13 protein-coding genes and 1 pseudogene are annotated in these 17,439 nt (G+C 66.1%); 6 read left to right on the top strand and 8 right to left on the bottom strand.

From position 1 onward, the window contains the following. Positions 1-143: 143 nt before the first annotated feature. Both kdgK1 and rtcA read right to left on the bottom strand, forming a co-directional pair. A complete protein-coding gene (gene kdgK1, locus D8Y22_RS08980) occupies positions 144-1,097 on the bottom strand; it encodes a bifunctional 2-dehydro-3-deoxygluconokinase/2-dehydro-3-deoxygalactonokinase (RefSeq protein WP_141464366.1) in 954 nt (317 codons plus the stop codon). Positions 1,098-1,189: 92 nt separating this feature from the next. Further along, complete coding sequence (rtcA, locus tag D8Y22_RS08975) at positions 1,190-2,314, bottom strand: RNA 3'-terminal phosphate cyclase (RefSeq protein WP_141464365.1); 1,125 nt, start codon at positions 2,312-2,314, stop codon at positions 1,190-1,192. 160 nt (positions 2,315-2,474) lie between these two features. On the opposite strand from rtcA, the gene D8Y22_RS08970 reads away from it, so the two are divergent. Further along, positions 2,475-3,785, top strand: coding sequence for an MFS transporter (locus D8Y22_RS08970; protein ID WP_141464364.1), 1,311 nt, complete (start codon positions 2,475-2,477; stop codon positions 3,783-3,785). Positions 3,786-3,809: 24 nt separating this feature from the next. On the opposite strand, the gene mutL is transcribed toward D8Y22_RS08970, so the two are convergent. Further along, a complete protein-coding gene (gene mutL, locus D8Y22_RS08965; protein ID WP_141464363.1) occupies positions 3,810-6,014 on the bottom strand; it encodes a DNA mismatch repair endonuclease MutL in 2,205 nt (734 codons plus the stop codon). Between the two features lie 215 nt (positions 6,015-6,229). Here mutL and D8Y22_RS08960 point away from each other — a divergent pair, with 215 nt between their 5' ends. Beyond that, positions 6,230-6,703, top strand: coding sequence for a hypothetical protein (locus D8Y22_RS08960; protein ID WP_141464362.1), 474 nt, complete (start codon positions 6,230-6,232; stop codon positions 6,701-6,703). A 409-nt stretch (positions 6,704-7,112) separates the two neighbouring features. Here D8Y22_RS08960 and D8Y22_RS08955 read toward each other — a convergent pair whose 3' ends face one another. Then, positions 7,113-8,207 carry a DNA methyltransferase gene (locus D8Y22_RS08955; protein WP_141464361.1) on the bottom strand — a complete coding sequence of 365 codons (1,095 nt, stop codon included), beginning with the start codon at positions 8,205-8,207 and terminating at the stop codon, positions 7,113-7,115. 154 nt (positions 8,208-8,361) lie between these two features. On the opposite strand from D8Y22_RS08955, the gene D8Y22_RS08950 reads away from it, so the two are divergent. Next, a complete protein-coding gene (locus D8Y22_RS08950) occupies positions 8,362-9,369 on the top strand; it encodes a glutathione S-transferase family protein (RefSeq protein WP_141464360.1) in 1,008 nt (335 codons plus the stop codon). Positions 9,370-9,508: 139 nt separating this feature from the next. Here the strand turns inward: D8Y22_RS08950 and D8Y22_RS08945 are convergent, their stop codons facing one another. The 3 genes from D8Y22_RS08945 to D8Y22_RS08935 all read right to left on the bottom strand — a co-directional run bounded on the left by D8Y22_RS08945 (position 9,509) and on the right by D8Y22_RS08935 (position 11,948). Beyond that, positions 9,509-9,775: a DUF7535 family protein gene (locus D8Y22_RS08945; protein WP_141464359.1), complete on the bottom strand. Its 267-nt coding sequence runs from the start codon at positions 9,773-9,775 to the stop codon at positions 9,509-9,511. Between the two features lie 123 nt (positions 9,776-9,898). Then, the gene (locus D8Y22_RS08940; RefSeq protein ID WP_141464358.1) at positions 9,899-10,672 is read right to left on the bottom strand and encodes an NAD-dependent epimerase/dehydratase family protein; all 774 of its coding nucleotides are present in this window, start codon (positions 10,670-10,672) and stop codon (positions 9,899-9,901) included. Positions 10,673-10,781: 109 nt separating this feature from the next. Next, positions 10,782-11,948 (bottom strand): MFS transporter, encoded by a 1,167-nt coding sequence (locus D8Y22_RS08935; protein WP_141464357.1) that lies wholly within the window; start codon positions 11,946-11,948, stop codon positions 10,782-10,784. A gap of 305 nt (positions 11,949-12,253) precedes the next feature. On the opposite strand from D8Y22_RS08935, the gene D8Y22_RS08930 reads away from it, so the two are divergent. Beyond that, the gene (locus tag D8Y22_RS08930; RefSeq protein WP_141464356.1) at positions 12,254-13,474 is read left to right on the top strand and encodes an MFS transporter; all 1,221 of its coding nucleotides are present in this window, start codon (positions 12,254-12,256) and stop codon (positions 13,472-13,474) included. A 130-nt stretch (positions 13,475-13,604) separates the two neighbouring features. Here the strand turns inward: D8Y22_RS08930 and D8Y22_RS08925 are convergent, their stop codons facing one another. Beyond that, positions 13,605-13,805 carry a hypothetical protein gene (locus tag D8Y22_RS08925; protein WP_141464355.1) on the bottom strand — a complete coding sequence of 67 codons (201 nt, stop codon included), beginning with the start codon at positions 13,803-13,805 and terminating at the stop codon, positions 13,605-13,607. Positions 13,806-14,207: 402 nt separating this feature from the next. On the opposite strand from D8Y22_RS08925, the gene D8Y22_RS08920 reads away from it, so the two are divergent. Together D8Y22_RS08920 and D8Y22_RS23505 are read left to right on the top strand one after the other, a co-directional pair. Next, positions 14,208-16,580, top strand: a complete 2,373-nt coding sequence (locus tag D8Y22_RS08920; protein ID WP_141464354.1) for a DUF4129 domain-containing protein — start codon at positions 14,208-14,210, stop codon at positions 16,578-16,580. Continuing rightward, positions 16,577-17,143 (top strand): annotated as a pseudogene (locus D8Y22_RS23505) (DUF7269 family protein); the annotation flags it as partial. The gene D8Y22_RS08920 and the pseudogene D8Y22_RS23505, both read left to right, overlap by 4 nt. Between the last annotated feature and the right edge of the window lie 296 nt (positions 17,144-17,439).

Raw genomic sequence — 17,439 nt, 5'->3', positions numbered from 1 at the left:
GACGATGCTGAAAATCAGCAGGTGACGCCTGGAACGGATGCGTCTTGAAACCAACAGGCCGCTACACGCAGCCTGAAATCCCGTGGCGGGATTCCTCCGCGTTCACGCGGAGGAGGAGGTCAATTCGCAATTGTCCCACGTCGCTACCGCGAGAGTCCGTCGCTCTCGGCCGTCCGGACGCGTTCGACTTCGTCCTCGGTGACGAGCGCGATATCTCCCGGAATCGTGCGTTTGAGCGCCGCCGTCGCCGCGGCGTACTCGAGCGCTGTCGGGACGTCGTCCCCGGCGACCCGGCGTGCGATGAACGCGCCGGTGAAGGCGTCGCCGGTGCCGATCTCGGAGACGGTGTCGGTCTCGTAGGCAGGTTGTTCGTGGACGACGCTGTCGTGCCAACCCACGGCGCCCTCCGAGCCGCGGGTGACGACGACCGTCTCGAAGTCGTACTGGGAGCCGAGTTTGTGGGCAAGTTGGCGCGGGTCGCCCTCGAACTCGAGCACCGAGCGGGCGTCCCGGGCAGCGACGACGAGCACGTCGATACCGGGAAACAGCGCGGTGAGCGTCTCACGGGCCGTCTCCGGCGACCAGAGCTTGCCCCGATAGTTGCAATCGAACGCTGTCGTCGTCCCACCCTGTTTGGCGGCTTTGAGCAGGTTCGTCGTCGTCTCTCGAAGCGTCGGCGAGAGTGCCGGCGTGATGCCGGTCATAAAAAATACGCGGGCGTTCTGGACCGCGTTCACGTCGAGCTCCTGGGCCGTCGTCGTGGTAAAGGCGCTGTCGGCCCGGTCGTAGATAACGGCCGATCCACGGGGTTTCCCGGCTCGTTCGAGGTAATACGTTCCCTGTCGGCCCTCGCGGCTCCAGACGACGTTCGTCTCGAGGGCGTGTTCGTGCAGGCCGTTGACCACGCGTCGTCCGAGCGGCGTGTCGGGCACCTTCGAAAGCCACGCTGCGTCGGCACCGAGCCGATTCGCCGCGATCGCGGCGTTGCTCGCCGCGCCGCCGACGAACACCTCGAGTTCGTCCGTTCGCTCGAGGCGCTCGCTGTCGGGTGGCGACAACCGGAGCATCGTCTCTCCGAAGGTCACGAGATCACGCACGTCTGTCTCCCCCGTTCCCGACGGTCGTCTTCGAATCGGACATGGGTTTGTAGACGAACGGGCGGCCTAAAATTGTACCGTTACCGACCCTTTCAGTAATTCGGATCGGCCGTGGGCTCGATGTTGACGGTCGCTCGTTGTGGGACCGACAGCACCGCGCCGTCGGTGTCGTTTGGCCGATCCCCGATGGATTCATCGGCGTCGATATCGGTTGCCGACGGACTCGCACGGGAAACGTCGACGCCGAACGCTTCGAGCAGCGTGCAACTACTCCGGACGTGGTCGGTGAGGGCGGGGACGCGAACGCGACCGCCGGCGATCGACAGGTAAACCAACAACTGATCGCCGAGGTGGCGGTCGACCGGCCAGCCACCCTCGAGCACGCGGTTCGCGGCGTCCGCGGCGTCCTCGCCGACGCGCTCGGCCGGCGTCCCGCGTTCGCCGAGGGCGCTGCAGCCGGCGATGCCGTTCTCGAACTCGAGCCGAACGACGATCGCCGATCCCGGACAGTCACTCGCCGCAGTCGTCTCCCGGCGTTCTACGAGTCTCGAATCGAGGCTGTCGTCCAGTCGCTCGAGCGCCCCCTCGAGCTGCCGATGAGCCACGTTTCGATCGGACAGCGACTCCGATTCCGTCGAGTAGAGACGGACGTCCTCGAGCGAGCCCGGATCCACGAGTTCGATCGGCTCGAGTCGGGAGGGCGCGAGGTGCAACGTCGCTGTCCCGCCGCCGTCGGGATAGAAGCCCCGCCGATCGATCTCGCAGGCGGCGACGAGTCCGAACCGTCTGAGCAGGGGCAATTTCACCTGCTGGACGTACTCGATCGGTGGCGACCACGCGACGTCGGTGCCGCCGGTCACCGACAGCGACAGCGGGGACTCGAGGACGGTCGCCAGCGGGACAACGGCGTCGAACAGTAGCGAAATGCTTCCTGCCGTCTCGATATCGACGGCGTACTCGCCGCCCTCGAGCGTCGGGTCACCGGGGTCGAACGTTACCGTCTCCGCGCCGATTTCGGCACCCGTGACGTCGGCGTCGGAGAGCGCTGCCAACGTCTCGAAGATCGCCAGATGTTGGTGGCCAAGCCCCGGCGTCGATCGATCGCCCCGGACGTTCTCGAGTCGAACGGGCCGGCCCTCGAGAATCGAGAGTGTGAGTGCCGTTCGCAGAAACTGCCCGCCTGCGTTCGCACCGTCGAGATCGCGCCAGTCGGTCATAGTCAGAGAACGGACTCGAGACTCTCATAGTTGTCTCCCTCGACTCGACGTGCTCTCGTCGCTGTCGTTGTAACCGGCGTCCGTTCCGACTGGCGATTCGAGCCGGTGGTCGTTTCCGGTTGGTGAAATATTTACCTACTGGACGATCCAGTCGTATCGGATGCGATACTGGTCCGATCCGACCTACCGGCGGTGGCTCCTCTGGGCGACGCTCGGGCTCGGCTTCTTGCTCGTCAACGTCAACCGGCTCTCGACGGCCGTCCTCGCCGAGGATCTCATGGCTGCCTTCGACACGACGGGTGGGCAGCTCGGAACGCTCCACGCCATCTTCTTCTGGGTGTACGCCGTCATGCAGATTCCGACCGGCATTCTGGCGGATCGGATCGGTCCTCGACGAACCGCAGCCATCGGTGGGGCCGTGATGAACGTCGGTGTCGTCTGGTTCGCCCTCGCCGATAGCTACTCCAGCGCACTGCTTGCCCGCGGGCTCGTCGGGCTCGGCGGGAGCGTTCTCTTCGTCTGTATCCTTCGATTCTGTGCGAACTGGTACCGCGCCGACGAGTTCGCGACGATGAACGGGCTGACGTTCGCGGTGTCGGGCTTTGGCGGCATTCTCGCGACCACGCCGCTGGCCGTCGTCGTCGACGCGATCGGGTGGCGAAGCGCGATCGGCTGGCTGGGAATCGTCGGCCTGGTCGTCGCCGTGCTCATCTTCGTTCTCGTTCGTGATGCGCCAGAAGCGGCCGGCCTCGAGCGGATCGACAACGTCCCCGATCAGCCGACGCTGACGACGAGCGAACTTCGGGCGAACCTCGGTGCCGTCCTGGGCGACCGGTGGATCTGGGTCGTCAGCATCATGCTGTTCTGTACCACCGGCGTGAACCTCACCATGTTCGGGCTCTGGGGCGTTCCCTACGTCGTTCAAACCTACGACGTGTCGGTCACATTCGCCTCGGCGTTTACGCTGCTTGGCGGGCTCGGGCTGGTCGTCGGTCCGCCCGCGGTCGGCCGGCTCTCGGACCGACTCGGTCGCCGGGTCGAGCTGATGGTTGCTGGGGCCGTCGGCTTCGTCGTCTGCTTTGGCAGTATCGCCGTCGTCGGCGATCCACCGCTGCCAGTCGTCGGCGCGGCCTTCTTCGGTGCGGGCATCCTCGTCGGCGCGTCCCTGCTTGGCTACGCGATCGCCAAGGAACGCCACCCTGACAGCGCGAGTGGCATCTCGACGGGGACGGTCAACGCCGCCGGATTCTTCGGTGCGGCGACGCTCCCGACGGTGATGGGATGGGCACTCGACGCCTACTGGACCGGCGAGGTCGTCGGCGGTGCCCGGGTCTACACCGAATTCGGTTATCAGCTCGCCTTCGGCGTTGCCACCCTCGCCGCGGCCGTCGCTTTGGGCTGTACGCTCTGGCTCTACCGCCAGAAACACGCCCACGAATCCGTCACGACGACGCCGACCTCGAGCGAATAACGGTCTACACGACAGCGAGCACCATCAGCTATGGCCGGGGTAATCCCGCTCGAAGCGCGCCTCGAGTTCCGCGGCGTCGATTCGGACGATCACGGGCCGCCCGTGGGGGCAGGCGTACGGATTCTCGCAGTCGTCGAGCGCCTCAAGCAGGGTGAGGACCGACCCCTCCGTCAGCGACGTGTTACCCGTGATCGAGGGATAGCAGGCCAGATCCCCCAGAAACTCGTCGGCCAAGGCGTCGACGGTCTCCCCGCCGGCTTCGCGGTCGCCGCCGACGATCGACGCGAGGACGTCCCGCAGCCGATCGGGCTCGAGCGTTTCTTCGAGCACCGCGGGGACGGTCGTCACGGCGACAGTGCGGTCGTCGATCCGGTCGGCGTAGAAGCCGAGTCGAGCGAGTGCCTCCTGGAACCGTTCGAACGTCTCGGCCTCGGCGGCGGTGACCTCGAGCTCGACCGGCGAGGCAAGCGCCTGCGCCGGCGGATCGTCGGCGAACGCCGCCTGCAACCGTTCGTAGTTGACTCGCTCGTCGGCGGCGTGCTGGTCGATCAACGCGAGGCCGTCGGGCGTCTCACAGACCACGTACGTGTCCTCGAGTTGGCCGAGTACCCGCAACCGCGGCAGCGAGTCGTACTCGCGCTCCTCGTCCGTGGCGGACCCGCCCGCGAGCGTGCGCTGATCGGTCGGGGCCGCGAATTTCCGGTCTGGATCGCGGTGCGTGGGGTTCGGTTTCCTCCCTTCAGAACGGCTCTGGGCCACCGACGGGCTCGTCTCGAGGCCGTCGTCACTCGAGTCAGATGCAGGCGTCGAGACCGTCTCTGTCGGTACCGACGAGCCCGATTCGGCGGTCGTCGAGGGGTCCACCGATGTCGTCGCGTCGGCCTCGGATCGTGCCGGCGGTCCTCCCGAGGGATCCCGCTCCGATTCCGCCCTCGAGTCGGCAGGCGTGTCCGTCGACCCCGCCGAACGGTCGACCGACGCGTCGTCGCGGTCGGTCGATTCGGTCGCGGACGACTCAACCGCAGGCGATTCGCCGCTCGAGGACGAGCGAGCGGCTGCGGATTCCGCGGTCGAACCGTCGGACGAGTCTCCGATCGACGACTGCGTCCGCGCCGTCGTGTCGGAGCGCTCGCTCGCCACGCGCGTCTCGTCGGGTGCCGACCGGCCCCGCGGGGCCCGGGATCGAAGCAGGCCGTGCTCGAGCAGCGCTGATTCGACGGCTGCATCGACCTGTCGGCGGACGGCATCATCGTCGTCGAAGCGAACCTCGCGCTTGCGCGGGTGGACGTTCACGTCGACGGCGTCGCCGGGCACCTCGAGGAAGCAGACGACGAAGGGGTAGCGATCGCCGCCGAGTTGGGTGCCGTAGGCGCCCATAATTCCCTCGCGGATCGCGTCGGAAGTGACCGCCCGACCGTTGACGTACGTCGCGAGGTACTCCCGCGTCGAGCGGTTGGTCTCGGGATGGGAGACGAGCCCGGAGACGGCCTCGAGCGGGCCAGGTGGGAGGTCGCCGCCGTCGGCGTCGACGGCGATCATCGAGGACGCGACTTCGCGGCCGTAGACCGCCATGACGGCCGCCTGGAGGTCGCCCTGGCCCGTCGTGGAAAACACCTCGCGCCCGTCGTGGGTCAGCGAGACGGCCACGTCGGGATTTGCCAACGCGTAGCGGGTCACAACGCGGTTGACGTGGGCAAACTCCGTCGCCGTCGTCTTGAGGAATTTTCGGCGAGCGGGCGTATTGTAAAAGAGGTCCTCGACTTCGACGATGGTCCCCTCGGGACAGCCCGCGGGATCGACCGAGACGACGTCGCCGCCGTCGTAGACCAGTTCCGTCCCCGAATCGTCGCCGTCTCGCGGTCTGGACCGGATTCGGAGCCGCGAGACGGCACCGATGGTATGTAAGGCCTCGCCCCGGAAGCCGAGCGTTCGAACCCCCGATTCGAGGTCCTCGAGGCCGCCGATCTTGCTGGTCGTGTGCTGGCGGACGGCGGCCCGGAGGTCGGCGTCGGTCATCCCGTCTCCGTCGTCGGCGACGCGAATCAGGTCCGTCCCGCCCGCCTCGACGGTGACGTCGATGCTCGAGGCCGCGGCGTCGAGGCTGTTCTCGACGAGTTCCTTGACGGCGCTTGCGGGTCGCTCGACGACCTCGCCGGCGGCGATACGCGCGACGGTGTCGTCGTCGAGTTGGTGGATGTCGGTCCCGTCGACCGGTGGCTCGTCGCTCATGTGTCCCCGTCCGCGACTGAACGGTCGCGCCTCCGGTTCGAACGCTCGGTCGTCCCCACGGTCAGCGTGTCGTCCCCGCGCATATTGGTCTGAGATTGTGCTCGAGCCTCATACGGATTGCTGTACCGATGTCCGGGCGCGACCGCCGCTCGGCCGCTTGGCGAGGGTCCTCATCTCCAGAACGATTATTGATAGCAACCTTCAATTATCTTATAATGAGTGATCTTGGCCAGTTCTGGCCGCATGTTGTTGGGAGACGCCGGAAGAGAGGTTGTCTCCTACTGGCCGTGATCGGCCTCACACTATTCTTCTCAGCCGGGTTTGTTCTCGGACGACTGGACATCGGTATCTCCCTTGGCTGGATCGGAGTGGCACTCGCCATCGCCGTTGCAGGGGGAGTACTGAAGGCGGGGCTTCTCCCGACTATCGGTGCGCTGTGGCTGTTCGCTTTCTGGTATTTCGTCTTTCCACCGCTCATCGGCTATCTCACTGGCAACTGGGAAATGGCGTCTCGATATACGTATCCCCGGCTATTGGATTATGGAAATCTCTCTGCATATGCAGAATTAACTGGGGGAATCGAGCAAGGCGTTACATCTGGCTTCGTCTATTCACTTAGCCTTGGAACGGGGGGATACATTATCGGAACCACTATTTCTTGGCTGTCAAGACGACTCCCTGCAAATTGACGATTGGGTCGGCTGTATTGACTTCCGATCTTCGGTGTTGTTCACCCTCGGTTCGCGCCACATTTGCGCTCTGTATTCAGTACGAATGCTGAAAATCATCACCAATCGAGGATTTCAACAAGGTCGTTTCGTACGAACCTGGTGACCCAAGACAGAACGTAGCGGTATCGACGGACTTGAGCAGTCCGTCAACTGGTATCGTGTACTCGATCACCGCATCGGTGGAAACGGGAGCGGCGGGATGCCGCGCGCGGACGGGGGTGGATGGGGGTTGATCGCCGTTCGTCCGCGCCACTCGATTCATCACGAGGAGGTGGCATAAAACCGCGTCAGACGTCCGAACGACGCCAGTCAGAGCGTCAGACGCACTGATGACGTGTGTCAGACGAGACGGCAGCGCCGACGACGCTCACTCGGCGTCGGCAACGCGGAAGACGAGGACGTTCTGATGAACCATCGACGGGACGAACGAAAACGGGTAGCCGTAGACGTGGAGGTCCTTCGACGGATCGTACCAGATCAGATTCGCGGCGAGGGTAAGCGAGGTCTCGGACTCGAGAGCGCGAGCCAGATCGGCCGAGAGGAACTCGTAGGACTGATCGCGATACATGTCGCCGATGAAGACGACGACGTGGCCGTCGGGGGAAACGGCGTCGGTGAATCGGTCGAACTTGTCGGCCATCTCCGCGAGCCACTCGGCTTTCGTCTGGGTCGGCGCTTCGTCGGTTGGTTCGCTCGCGACCGAATCGGTCACGTCGCCGTCGGCAGCGTCGTCGGCATCGCCGCCGGCGAGATCAGTGTCGTCAACGGTGTCGAACGAGCCGAGCTTACTCTCGCGAGTCGCCCGCTCGTTTCGCGTCTGCTCGAGTTCGTCCATGTGCCAGTAGGGGACGTCCGTCAGCAGGAGATCGACGCTGTCGGCCTCAAGATCGTCGATCAGCTCGGCACAGTCGCCGTGGCGCAGCTCCTGGGCGGCCAATGGTGGCTCGCCGCGTTCTCGTCGGTCCGCATTCTCCCGCTCGAGGACTTCCTCGTAGATGTCGATCCAGCGGTCGTTTTGTTCGAAGCCGATCGCCTCACGCAGTCCCGTCCCCTCGTGTTCACAGAAACTCGCGCCGAGCAAGGTGCCCCCGACGCCCGCGAAGGGGTCGAGGACGGTGTCGCCGGCCGTACTGAACCGGCCGATCAACTCGGCACAGAGCCGCGGCGGTTTCTGCCCGCCGTGTTCGCTCCGGAGCTCGTGTTGCACCGCGGGGGGATACCCCTGAGCGATCACGGACTTCGTCGCGAACTTCCACTCCTTGCCCGTCAGATCGTTGACCCGGTTTCGCTCGTCGTAGATCCCCCGTCCTTCGACGTAGTGTTGGTGGTCGGCGAGTTCGTCCGTGTCTACCACCTCGCCGTCCTCGACCGGCAGCGACTGCTCTCGAGCGCGCTCGGCGTCGAACCCACCGTCGTCGTCGGTGAACAGCCGACTCTGGCGGTGGCGATCCTCGTCTGGCATCTACTGGGCGAGTGCTCGCCCCGGTCGCTTAAATCCACGTCCCTCGATCACCGACGGGACTGGGCTCTCGGCTGGCGGCCGCGAGGGTCGTGTCCACCCCGTGGTGACTCGACCGTTAGCTGGGATCTTTGTGTCCTCGAGTCTTACGACTGGTATGAACATGCTCGTCGACGGCGAGTGGCGAACTGACGCCGGGGAGTACACCGACGACGACGGCTCGTTCGAGCGCCAGGAGACGACGTTTCGGGACTGGATTCGGGACGATCCCGACGCCCGATTCCAGCCCGAGGCCGGTCGCTACCACCTCTACGTCTCCTATGCGTGTCCGTGGGCCCACCGAACGCTGGTGACGCGAGCGCTGCTCGGGCTCGAGGACGCCATCTCCGTCTCGGTGGTCGATCCCTACCGCGACGAGGACGGCTGGCAGTTCACGCCGGAGAAGGAAGGCTGTACGGCCGATCCGATCCTCGAGGCCGACTACCTGCGAGAGGTGTACGTCGCGGCTGATCCGGACGTGACTGGCCGCGTCTCGGTCCCGGTGCTGTGGGATCGCGAGGAAGAGACCATCGTCAACAACGAGTCGAGAGAGATCATGCGAATGCTCGCCACGGCGTTCGACGACCTCGCGGAAAACGACATCGACCTGGCCCCCGAGGACCGTCGCGAGGAGATCGATGACATCCTCGATACGATCTACGAACCGATCAACAACGGCGTCTATCGGGCCGGATTCGCGACGGAACAGGAGCCCTACGACGCGGCCGTCGACGACCTCTTTGCGGCGCTGGATCACTGGGACGACGTTCTCGCAGACCAGCGGTATCTCGCGGGCGACCGATTCACGGAAGCCGACATCGCGATGTTCACGACGCTGGTTCGCTTCGACAACGTCTATCACACTCACTTCATGTGTAACGTGCAGTACGTCCGCGAGTACGCGAATCTCTGGCCGTACCTTCGGGACCTCTACCAGACGCCGGGCGTCGCCGACACGGTGAACATGGACCACATCACAGAACACTACTACACGACTCATCCGGACGTCAACCCACACCGAATCGTCGCCCGCGGACCCGACCTCGCGTTCGACGCTCCCCACGATCGGGACGGCCTCGAGGGCGAGTCGCCGACCGGTCGCCAGGAAGCGAGCGTCGACGATTGATCAGTCTCGGTACTGTCCCAACGGCCGATTCATACGGATTGTTGTAGCGTTTTACCGGTGATCACCGACCCCGTCCGGGTGATCACCGGTAAAGAATTACAACGGTCCGCATCAGTCAGCCGACAATTTGTACGCTGTATCAGGCCGCGGCTTCGGCTTCCTCGTCTGCTTCTTCGGCCTCGACCGGCAACACGGGGCGCAACCGGTTCGGATCGTCGCGCCAGTTCTGGTAACTCGACTCGAGTTGCTCCTCCGTAAAAAACACGCGCCAGATAACCCAGGCGACCGCGATAACTGGCAACAGTGGCAACATGATAATGACGAGCACCGCCGCCATGACGTAGCCGAACGCGGACATCTGCAGGTTCGGAACGTAGCCCGTCGATTCCGACACCTTGGTGGACATACGTTTCACTTGGAACGAATCGATCTTCGGTCTTTCGATACGCTGAGGGCGTCGACCGCGGGGTTCGACGGCGTCGATACGGTCGGATCGTGCCGTTCCATCCGGTTTCTCGGTCGGTCTCCATCACTCCTCGAGCACCGCGGTAGCGTCGTCTTTGGGCCGATAGCCGAGTTCGAGCATCGTCTCCGAGAGCGAGAGGAAGCGCTCGCTGTTTTCCGAGATGCCGTGGGCGACCGTCGGATTCGACGCGAGCGCCGCCGTGACGGCGGCTTCGAACAACCGGCCGCAATCGTCGGGGCTGAGCCACATCGCACGAGCGTAGCGCTCGCCGGCGGCGTCGCGGTCGGCACACACCTCCCGAAGTTCGGCGTCAGTGAGCAGCCAGCCGATCCGCAGGTTGACGACATCGATGCCGTGGCGGTTCGCGTAGTAGGCCCCCATCGCCTCGCCGAAGACCTTCGTGACGCCGTAGTAGGTGTCGGGGTTCGGCGGATCGTCCGGCCGAACCACGTCGGGTTGGCCGACCGTCGACTCCGGGCGGATCGCCGAGACGACGTTTGCCATGTTCACCGCGTGATTCGAACTCGCGAAGATAACCCGCTCGAGGTCATTCTCGATCGCGGCCGCGTAGACGTTGTACAGCCCGTCGATATTCGGGCCTGACACCGCGTCCCACTCGGCGCGGGGATCGGGATTCGCCGCGAGGTGGATCAGGATATCCTGGCCCTCGAGGGCGTCGACGACCGTCTCACGGTCGGCGATTTCGATCGGCCTCGTCTCCAGGTCGTCGGTCTCGCTGTGGGAGAACAGCTCGAGCGTCTCGTCTCGGTCGGCGAAGGCGTCGATCACTGCTCGACCGACGTCACCGGAGGCGCCGGTGATCGCAACGTTGGTCATGGGACATCGTCACCGAGCGGGCTGAAATAGCTCGGACACGCGTCTGCTTGCGTCTCGGTTCGGGCGAACTCCAGTCTAAAAAGCCTCGGGCCACCGCGCCCGAGGTCGTTTACACGATGTCGACCACCACGAGTAACGCGAATCCCGCGGCCAGAAACGACAGCGCGCCGAGGAATCCCCACGCGGCACCGTAGCCGCTCGTGTCCACGAGCAATCCGAACGTCGGCGGTGCAAACAGTCCGCTGACGGTCACGGCCAGTTGCCCGGCGGCGGATGCCGCGCCGAGCTCGTCGTCGGGAACGAGCGTCGAAATGCAGGAGTAGTAGAGTCCGGTCGATCCGATAATCAGCGCACCGAGCGCGACGAACGCCGCGCCCGCCGTCAGCGGCGTCTCGGCGAACGGGAGGACGACGAACAGCACACCGCCGCCGAACGCCTGTACGACCAACAGCCCGCCCGTCCGCACCCTCGCTGGCCCGGGAAGGAGATCCGCCAGCGTGCCGACGACGACCTTGCCGACGCTGCTCGAGAGCTGGAGCGCCGCGAGCACGAGTCCGCCCGTCGCGACGGTCGCGCCGACCGATTCGTCGACGAAGAGGACGGTGTAGCCGGTCGTCGTGTAGAAGGCGGCGCCGAGACAGACGCCGGCGAGCAACAGGACGACGTAAGCCCGGTTCGACAACAATCTGCGAAAGTCCGGAGAGGCGGCCTCGGCCTCGTCGACATCACGATAGGCGTAGACGAAGCCGCCAGCGACGACGAGTCCGATCGCCGTCGCGAGGAGAAAGCCGAACTGCCAGAACACGAGACCGGCGAGCCCGGTGACGAGAACCGCGCCGATGGCGCTGCCCATCGTCGGCCCGATCTGCTTGATGCCGATCGCACGGTGGTGTCGGTCCGGTTCGACCTGATCGAAGATCGCTTTGTTCGTCCCCGGCGTTGCACTGCCGTACATCGATCCCAGCAAGAAGACGGCCACCAACAGGAGCCAGTACGTCGGGGCGATCGCCACGGCGAATACGCCGAGTGATAGTCCGACCAACCCTCCGGTCAACGTGCGGCGCTCGCCGAACCGATCCGTCGCGATCCCGAACGGCAACAAAAACAGCGCGTAGCCGAGCGTCAGCGACGTGATGACGAGTCCGATCTCGAATCCCGACAGTGAGAACGCGTCGCGAAACAGCGGCGTTCCGGCATACACCGCATAGTAACAGACGCTGGCAGCGATGTGCCACACCGTCACTGCGGTGACGATCCGCCAGAACCGCGATCCCATATCCGACCCTCAAACACGATCCTGATAGGTGTATGGAACCCGGAACCCTGCTCGAGCGTTCGGTACTCACCGTCGCCTCGGTAACGCGAACTCGTCTCGAGCGGCGTCGCCGCGCCGGATGCCGGTTCCGGACCGTTTATCACACAACGTGTGTATTGTTGTCGTAACACAGTCCCATTGCACTGACGCCGTCAATCGAGAATCACGGCGACACGTATCGGTCGCGTCGAGCAATACGAAACGGGGCGGTACGGGTCGATTCTCCAGCGGCGGTTACACGACAGGATCACGACTCGAGCGTAACCATGCAAGAACCGAGCACCGACGACCGAGACGGTTCGATTCCCTGGCGATCGTCGACGCTGCAGGTTATCCTGGCGACGATGGTCGTCGCCGTGATGGGGGTGTCGCTCATCGCACCGATTCTACCGGTCATTCGCGAGACGTTCGACGTGACGAGCGCAGAGGTGGGTCTCGTCATCACTGTGTTTGCGCTGCCAGGGATCGTGCTGGCACCAATCGTCGGCGTACTGGCCGACCGGTTCGGTCGCCGGCCCGTCTTGCTCCCGTGTCTGTTCGTCTACGGGGCCGCCGGGACGGCGATCGCCCTGGTCGACTCGTTTTCTAGCCTGTTGCTCCTGCGATTCCTCCAGGGCGTCGGTGGTAGCGGCTTGACGACGCTTGCGGTCGCGCTCATCGGCGACTACTGGGACGGCATGCAGCGAAACTCGATCATGGGGATCAACAGCACGATCCTCTCGGTCGGGACCTCGATCTTCCCGGTCGTCGGGGGCGTCCTCGCCGGTATCGCCTGGAACATCCCGTTCGTGCTGTTCGCGCTCGGTGTCGTTCTCGGGCTGGTCGCGCTGTGGACACTCGAGGAGCCCGACGTGGCGAAAAACGACGCCGGCGGCCTCGAGTACGTCCGCGACGCCGCTGCATCCGTCTCGCTGCGGGACTCGTTCGTACTCTACGGGGCGACGTTCGTCATCTTCGTGACCGTCTTCGGTGCACTGCTGACGCTGATGCCCCTGCTGTTAGACGAACAGTACGGCCTCTCCTCATCGGAAATCGGCCTCGTCCTCACCGGTGCCTCGGTCACGTCGGGGATCGTCGCCTCACAGAACGGCCGGCTCTCGAGGTACGCCACGAATGTCGAACTGATCGGTGCGGGACTCGCGATCTACGGCGTCAGCCTCGCGGCCATCGGCGCGGTGTTGCACAGTGGGTCGGTGCTCTCGATCGTGGGCGCCGTCGTGGTGTTCGGCGTTGGTTCCGGCCTGGCAATTCCGTCGATGAACACGGCCGTGAGCTCGTTTACCCCCGGTCGATTTCGTGGCGGTGCGGTGAGTCTCCGAACGAGTTTCATCCACACCGGCGAAGCCGCCGGCCCGGCTATCTTCCCGCTTGCCGCTGCCGTCGTCGGCTACCAACCGGTACTCGTGGCCTCCGGCGGGATACTGCTCACCATGGGTATCGCCATCTGGGCGCGCCAGGACGCCGTCGTCCTCGAGCAGCCGGCCTAGTACCCTCCCAAGCGTCGACTGCTGGGTCGAACCGACACCCGCCAACTGGTTCGACCCAGCAGTGCAGGCTTGGGAAGCCACTAGTGGCGGTCCAAACCTGCACTGCTGGGTTGAATCCGGTTATAGACGGCTACCGACGCCGCGAGCCCGATCGCGAGATACCGCACGTCCCAGGTCGTGGGGACGGCGAGATCGAGGTAATCCCTCGAGCGGCCGCTCGCGAGGAGGTACGCGACGCCAGCCAGGGCCCACCCGCCGGCACCTCGAGGTCGAGACCCTCGAGTGCGACGACATCACCGTATCGTTTCGTGAAATTGTCCGTCGCGATCATTCGACCACCCGCCGTCGGTGGTGTCGCGACAGCCAGCGCACAGCGAGGTCCATCCTGGACTCATACGGATTGTTGTAGCGTTTTACCGGTGATCACCGACCCCGTCCGGGTGATCACCGGTAAAGAACTACAACGGTCCGTATCACGCACACTACCCATCCGCTAAAGGTTTTTGGGAGACACGATCGTCGAGATATTTGTACCGGCCGCGCGGGAAAAGAAGTCGAACGCAAGTCGGTTTCCCACCCGCGGTCGTTCTCGATGCAATCGAACGTGGATAGCTTCTTGGTCCGGTGGCTCTCATATCCAGGCAGAACGACAGGTCGGTCGGCCCTCCGCAGTCAACTGCTCGGTCCGACCTGCGACCGGAGCGTTCGTCGACCGACAAACGGAGTGTCCAGAATGTCCGACGATGCCGCCGTCGAGGCCTCGAGTGCCGGGATCGACTACCGGCAGGTGTCGCTGGTGGCCGTCGCCGCCCTCGCGGTCGTACTCGCGGCGTTCGTCGCGCCGGCGGTTGTCGGCACCGACGAATCGGATGGCCCATCGAACACCGTCGACACGCCGGGCGACGGTGAAGGCGACGCGGGCGAGGGCACCGAGCCGACGTTCGACTGGTTCGATCTCCTCGAGTGGCTCGGCTGGACCGAAACCCCTACGGAGGACTCGATCGACGGCGAAACGGCCTGTACGATCCAACTCGACGCCGGTCCGACGCCGGGCGACGACGTCACGGCGACGATTCACCACGAACGCGAACCCGTGACCGACGCCCGCGTCTGGTTCAACGACCGCGGCGTCGGCGTCACCGACGAGCGCGGCCAGGTGACCGGCGAGGTCCCCTACGAGTCGGACCTCGAGGTCCGCGTCGCGACCGGCGAGGGCGGCGAGTGTCGGGCGGCGACGGAGACACTCGACGGGTTCGAGTCGGCGGGCCTGACCGCCCCCGGATCGGTCGGCAGCATCCAGACGGCGGTCAGAAGCATCGACGCGTCGATCGCGACGACCGAATCGAGCCTCGAGCACTCGCGTCGACACCGCGTGACGGGGCAGCACCGATCGCTGGCTGCCCAGTTGAGCACCGTCCAATCCGACGACGCGACGAACGCGACCGCCGCCTACGAGGTCGACGGCGAGGTATCGATCGTCGTCGACGGCGCCCCCGATCCCGGTTCGGCCATCGACCTCGAGGCCCATATCGACGGTGTTCCGATGGCAGCCGCGGACGTCTCGGTCGACGGCGATCGAGTCGCGGAAACCGATCGGGACGGCGAGGCGTCCGTGACGGTCCCCGACGACGGCACCGAAGAACTCGAGCTTGCGGTCTCCCGGGGGGAGTTCGACGGCACGACGACGCTCGAGGTCCGCCTGCTCGAGGCGACGCTCCGTGCGGACGCCATCGCGCCGATTCCCGGCAGCGACGGGACCGTCGTCGCGGAGCTGGCCGACGACGGGGCCGACGACGCGACGGTCACCGTCGACGGCGACTATCGCGGGACGACCGACGACGACGGCACGGCCCCGATAACGCTGCCGCTCGATCCGACTGCGCCGATAACAGTCGGTACGGGCGATCAGACGGCGAGGACGACGCTCGTCGGGGCCTACGGCGGCCCCGTCACCGCGATTTCGATGCTCGTGTTCGTCACCGCCGGCGTCGCCTACCGGACCCACGGCCGCCGGGGGCCGACGATCGTCCTCGGCGTCGCAACGGCTGTCCTCGCCGCGCTGATCGCCGAAGCGTTCTACGGAGCCGCCGGCGGACTCCTCGTACTGGGCGTGGGGACCGTCGGTGCGCTCGCACTCGCGGCCGCCCGCTCGAGCCGAGAGCTCGACCCTCGAGCGGGCGTCACTGAACGTCCCTCCGTACGGGGCGTCTTCGGGCGGACGGTCGAGTGGCTCCTCGGCCACACGCTGGTCGTCGTCGGCGTGCTCGAGGCCGTGGTCGACCGCGCGTGGGCGGCCGGTGGCGGACTGGCCGCCTGGCTCCGGTCGCTACCGCGGTCCGTGTCGGGGCTGGCTCGCCGACTCGCGGGCTGGCTCGGCGTGCTCCCGCGACGGACGCTTGCGGGTTGTCGCCGCGGTCTGGGCGCACTCACCGGCCACTCGAGTCGGCTCCTCGTCGGACTCGGCGGGCTGGTCGGTGCCGTCTCGCTCGTCGGCGTCGGCTACGCTCTCGGCGGCCCCGCCGGCGGGCTGCTCACAGCCGGTGTCCTCGTCGTCGGGGTCGTCGGCGTGCTCGCCGCCCGCTCGGCCGAAGAGACATCGGTGGCCGACACGAGCACCACGACCGCGCCGTCGGACTCGGCGTCGACACTCGACTCGAGCGACGGTGACGACTTTTCCTCCGTTCGATCCGTCTGGCGATTCGTCGCGAGCACGGTCGCGCCGCGGGAGTGGCGAACCAGCGCCCCGGCCGAGATCGAACGCCGGGCGATCGAGGCGGGGGTTCCCCCGGTACCAATGGCTGAGTTGACGACGCTCTTTCGGGAACTCGAGTACGGCGATCGAGAACCGTCGCGCGAGGCCCGCGAGCAGGCAATGGACGCCTACGCGAGAGTCGCGGACGCCCTCGAGGCGGGGCCACCGACCGAGCAGCGCGCGACGGCGGCGATGGATTCGGCGTCGGCGCCAGGGGCGTCAGCCGCGGCTGGGGAACCGACAGGAACGGGCGAAGCGTCGCTTCCGGACGAGCGGTCCGCAACCGGCGAGACGGTGCCCCCGGACGAATCGTCCGCGGACGACGAGACGGTCTCGGAGGTGGACCGATCGTGAGTCGCTGGCACTTGCTCGCCGCCGTCGGCACCGGCCTCGCGTTCGTTACCATCGGAAGCCTGCTCGCACTCGGCGGCCAACCCGCCGGCCCGCCGTCGGCTGCTGGGACGGCAGTGGCTGCCCTGATCGCACTCGGAGCGCTCGTGGCGCTGGTCTGGAAGATCTGGGGGCGTCTCGAGGGCGACGGCGAGACGCCGGCGGTCCCCTGGGCGAACGACGAGCAGTTCGCGAATCCGGCGCCCGAACGCACACCCGACGACCAGCCCCTCTCGAGCGACGCCCTCGCGGATCTCGTCGAGCAAGCGGGCGAACGAGCCCGCCTCGAGGGGACCGTCGACGACGGCCTCGCGGTCGTCCGGCCGGCGCTCCGGGAGGCACTCACCGACGCGCTCGTCCAGGGCGGAGAGACGCCCGATGCGATCGCCGAGCGCCTCGAAACGGGCACCTGGATCGACGATCCCGTCGCCGCGAGCGTCCTCGAGGCGGACCGTCGCGGGCCGGACCGACCGCTCCGGGAGCGCGTTCGGGCGTGGCTGTTTCCCGAACGGGTCGTTCGGGATCGGACGCGTCGCGCCGTGAACGCGGTCGCCGCGGCCGCAAACGGCGCCCTCCCCGCCGTCCCGGGACAGACCGCGCCCCGAACCGTCCCCGTCGTCCAACCCCGACTCGAGGAGCTCACCCGGGGCGCGGACGGCCGCCTCCAGCGGGCCGCCGATCCACACGCGACCGCTCGCGGGCCGCAACCACCGACGGCATCGCTGATGGCCGGCCACGACGACCGGACGACCGGCGCCGGTCAGGCGAGTGATGGGCCTCCCGCCGAAGACACCGAGTCGGCAGCGACCGACGCGAACGGATC

The sequence above is a fragment of the Salinadaptatus halalkaliphilus genome (genome assembly GCF_006543045.1).
In the GTDB taxonomy this organism is placed as follows: domain Archaea; phylum Halobacteriota; class Halobacteria; order Halobacteriales; family Natrialbaceae; genus Salinadaptatus; species Salinadaptatus halalkaliphilus.
Note: the sequence above shows the minus strand (reverse complement) of the source record. Positions and strands in the feature narration are given on the sequence as shown.

Excerpts from the sequence above, each read along its gene's own strand:
- rtcA (WP_141464365.1), bottom strand. The coding sequence starts at position 2,314 with ATGACCGACTGGCGCGATCTCGACGGTGCGAACGCAGGCGGGCAGTTT.
- D8Y22_RS08970 (WP_141464364.1), top strand. The coding sequence starts at position 2,475 with ATGCGATACTGGTCCGATCCGACCTACCGGCGGTGGCTCCTCTGGGCG.
- mutL (WP_141464363.1), bottom strand. The coding sequence starts at position 6,014 with ATGAGCGACGAGCCACCGGTCGACGGGACCGACATCCACCAACTCGAC.
- D8Y22_RS08960 (WP_141464362.1), top strand. The coding sequence starts at position 6,230 with ATGAGTGATCTTGGCCAGTTCTGGCCGCATGTTGTTGGGAGACGCCGG.
- D8Y22_RS08955 (WP_141464361.1), bottom strand. The coding sequence starts at position 8,207 with ATGCCAGACGAGGATCGCCACCGCCAGAGTCGGCTGTTCACCGACGAC.
- D8Y22_RS08950 (WP_141464360.1), top strand. The coding sequence starts at position 8,362 with ATGAACATGCTCGTCGACGGCGAGTGGCGAACTGACGCCGGGGAGTAC.
- D8Y22_RS08945 (WP_141464359.1), bottom strand. The coding sequence starts at position 9,775 with ATGTCCACCAAGGTGTCGGAATCGACGGGCTACGTTCCGAACCTGCAG.
- D8Y22_RS08940 (WP_141464358.1), bottom strand. The coding sequence starts at position 10,672 with ATGACCAACGTTGCGATCACCGGCGCCTCCGGTGACGTCGGTCGAGCA.
- D8Y22_RS08935 (WP_141464357.1), bottom strand. The coding sequence starts at position 11,948 with ATGGGATCGCGGTTCTGGCGGATCGTCACCGCAGTGACGGTGTGGCAC.
- D8Y22_RS08930 (WP_141464356.1), top strand. The coding sequence starts at position 12,254 with ATGCAAGAACCGAGCACCGACGACCGAGACGGTTCGATTCCCTGGCGA.
- D8Y22_RS08925 (WP_141464355.1), bottom strand. The coding sequence starts at position 13,805 with ATGATCGCGACGGACAATTTCACGAAACGATACGGTGATGTCGTCGCA.
- D8Y22_RS08920 (WP_141464354.1), top strand. The coding sequence starts at position 14,208 with ATGTCCGACGATGCCGCCGTCGAGGCCTCGAGTGCCGGGATCGACTAC.